Genomic DNA, 2,471 nt, shown 5'->3' with positions numbered 1-2,471 from the left:
ACAAGGGTTACTATGTAAAGCCCACGGTCTTTGCCGATGTGAACAACCAGATGACCATCGCGCGCGAAGAAATCTTTGGCCCGGTTCTGTCGATCATTCCCTTCGAGAATGAGGAAGACGCGATCGGGATCGCCAACGACACGCCCTATGGGCTGACCAACTATGTGCAGACCCAGGATGGCGCCCGCGCCAACCGCATGGCTCGCGCGCTGCGCTCCGGCATGGTCGAGATGAACGGCAAGTCGCGCTCGGCCGGTTCGCCCTTCGGCGGCATGAAACAGTCCGGTAAAGGCCGTGAAGGCGGTAAATGGGGCATCGAGGACTTCCTGGAAGTGAAGGCCGTCGGCGGCTGGGTGGCCGAATAAATCCGCAGCCTTAGAAGTCATGGAAAGCCGCCTGTCCGGGCGGCTTTCCTGTTTGCGGGGTTGAATTTGGGACACCGGCAGTGCTCCCGCGTCTTCATTCCACCCGGCTGCGCCGGGCAGTCCTCAGCCTTGGGCGTGGCCCGTGCTGTGCACGGGCAGGGGGCCTGCGCGGGGTTGGTCAGAAATAGGCTCTAAGCAGGTAGATCGCTGCTATTCCGGCAGCCATAGTCAGGGGCAGGCTGCGCGTGGCAAGTGCCACTGCCAGGGCCACCGTTCCGGCGGCCCATTCCTGCGGGCCGCCCCGCATCAGGAGGTAGGTGACCAGCGACAGGATCAGGCAGCCCGGCAGCGCCTGCAGGCCGCGCGCCCAAGGACCGTGATCCGGCAGCCGTTGGCCCAGCAGATAACCGGACAGCCGCACCGCAAAAGTAGCCGCTGCCAGCCCGAGAATCAGGATCCATGTTTCAGTCATCATTCAGCACTCCGGCAAGGACCGCTCCGCCCAGACCGCCCAGGATCAGTGTCCAGGTGGGATCCATCGGCGTTAAGAGACCTGCCAGCAATACGATGGCCACAGAACCGGCCCAGGGCAAAAGCATGGTTGAACCGTTCCACAGCGACCGGAGAATGGCGATGAAAGCTGCGGTGAAAGCAAAATCCATACCCAGGGCCTTGGGTTCAGGCACAGTGCTGGCAAAACTCGCGCCTGCCACTGTGGACAGCACCCAGACTGCAATCAGCCCGATTCCGCCGCCAATCAAATACCAGTAACCGGCTTGATGGCCACGGGCGCGCATCGCGTGCATCAGGGCCCAATTTTCGTCCGTGGCCAGATGCACACCTAGCAGCACTTGCCACCAGGGCCGTCCGGAATACTCATCCCGGAGCGAGGCCGTGATCAGAAGCAGCCGCAGGTTCAGTGCCAGCCCGGCCAGGATGGCTGCACCCGCGCCGGTGCCGGCAGCCAGCCGCTCCACTGCGATGATCTGCGAAGATCCGGCAAAGACGATGGTGCCCATTACTCCGGTCTGCAGCCCATCCATGCTTGCCTGTGCTGCGAGCAGGCCGAAAGCCAGCCCATAGACAGCAACGCCGGCAGCCAATGGCAGGATATCCCGCAGTCCGGAGGTCAGCTGGCTGAAGGCGGGGGGCCGGGCAGAGATGTTCTGGATTGCCATTGAGGGCAGTTCCTCTGGAAACGGGGTATGATTTCGCTTAAACCGAACGCAAGTTTTGTATACCGAACGGCACGTTCGTTCGTCAAGTCGAACGAGAAGGTGAAATATCGAACATGTCAGCACCTCATCAAATGATTGCTGCCGCCATCCAACGCGAGCGCAGCCGCGCCGGAATGTCGCTGTCGGGGCTGGCCGCACAGGCTGGAATTGCCAAATCAACCCTTTCGCAGCTTGAAGCCGGTAACGGAAATCCCAGCGTAGAGACGCTTTGGGCACTGGCTGCAGCGCTGGACGTTCCGCTGAGCTTGCTGTTTGAGACCGAGGCGCCTGCCACTAGGCTCATCCGCGCAAGTGAGGGGGAGGTGCTGGAGTCGGAGCAGTCAGACTTCGCTGCCGTTCTATTGTCCCGGAGCCCGCCGAATGTGCGCCGGGATGTCTACCGCGTGGTGATGCAGCCGGGCGAAACCCGCCGCGCCGCGCCGCACCCGCGCGGCACAGTGGAACATATGCTGGTCTGTTCCGGACAGATGCGGGCAGGGCTGGAAGGACGGGAGGAGCTGCTGTGGCCGGGTGATTACTACAGCTTTCCCGGCGACCACCCGCATAGCTATGAGGCGACGCGGAGCGGCACATTGTTCCTGATGGTGATGGAGGCGCCCTGACCGGGGCCTCAAAACTCCGGCTTCACCCGGAATTTCAGCGACTCGCCGCTGTCCGGGTGTTTGATCCGCAGCTCCTGGGAATGCAGCATGAGCCTGGGATGCTCCAGTGCTGCACCGCTGGCATAAAGCGGATCGCCCAGGATCGGGTGGCCCAGCGACAGCATATGCACCCGCAGCTGATGCGTGCGCCCGGTCTTCGGTGTCAGCCGCACCCGTGTGACGCCGTCCTCGTACTTCATCACCCGCCATTCGGTGACGGCGGGGTT

At 62.6% G+C, this 2,471-nt stretch carries 5 protein-coding genes; 2 read left to right on the top strand and 3 right to left on the bottom strand.

The window, feature by feature from the left end; translation table 11 throughout:
• Positions 1–365, top strand: a 365-nt coding sequence (locus A2I95_RS31445) for an aldehyde dehydrogenase family protein (RefSeq protein ID WP_291736138.1), incomplete at its 5' end; no start/stop codon positions are given.
• A 178-nt stretch (positions 366–543) separates the two neighbouring features.
• On the opposite strand, the gene A2I95_RS31440 is transcribed toward A2I95_RS31445, so the two are convergent.
• Both A2I95_RS31440 and A2I95_RS31435 read right to left on the bottom strand, forming a co-directional pair.
• Positions 544–840 (bottom strand): AzlD domain-containing protein, encoded by a 297-nt coding sequence (locus tag A2I95_RS31440; RefSeq protein ID WP_245596894.1) that lies wholly within the window; start codon positions 838–840, stop codon positions 544–546.
• Positions 830–1,543 (bottom strand): AzlC family ABC transporter permease, encoded by a 714-nt coding sequence (locus tag A2I95_RS31435; RefSeq protein ID WP_051371855.1) that lies wholly within the window; start codon positions 1,541–1,543, stop codon positions 830–832. The genes A2I95_RS31440 and A2I95_RS31435 overlap by 11 nt, the downstream gene beginning before the upstream one ends.
• A 131-nt stretch (positions 1,544–1,674) precedes the next feature.
• On the opposite strand from A2I95_RS31435, the gene A2I95_RS31430 reads away from it, so the two are divergent.
• Positions 1,675–2,205 (top strand): XRE family transcriptional regulator, encoded by a 531-nt coding sequence (locus A2I95_RS31430; protein WP_084294334.1) that lies wholly within the window; start codon positions 1,675–1,677, stop codon positions 2,203–2,205.
• Positions 2,206–2,213: 8 nt separating this feature from the next.
• Here the strand turns inward: A2I95_RS31430 and A2I95_RS31425 are convergent.
• On the bottom strand, positions 2,214–2,471 hold a 258-nt coding region (locus A2I95_RS31425), incomplete at its 5' end, for a pseudouridine synthase (protein WP_291736135.1).

The sequence above is a fragment of the Leisingera sp. F5 genome, from assembly GCF_001593695.1.
Note: the sequence above shows the minus strand (reverse complement) of the source record. Positions and strands in the feature narration are given on the sequence as shown.

What these genes read in the sequence shown, in the direction of transcription:
- A2I95_RS31440 (WP_245596894.1), bottom strand. Translation starts at nt 840, where the DNA reads ATGATGACTGAAACATGGATCCTGATTCTCGGGCTGGCAGCGGCTACT.
- A2I95_RS31435 (WP_051371855.1), bottom strand. Translation starts at nt 1,543, where the DNA reads ATGGCAATCCAGAACATCTCTGCCCGGCCCCCCGCCTTCAGCCAGCTG.
- A2I95_RS31430 (WP_084294334.1), top strand. Translation starts at nt 1,675, where the DNA reads ATGATTGCTGCCGCCATCCAACGCGAGCGCAGCCGCGCCGGAATGTCG.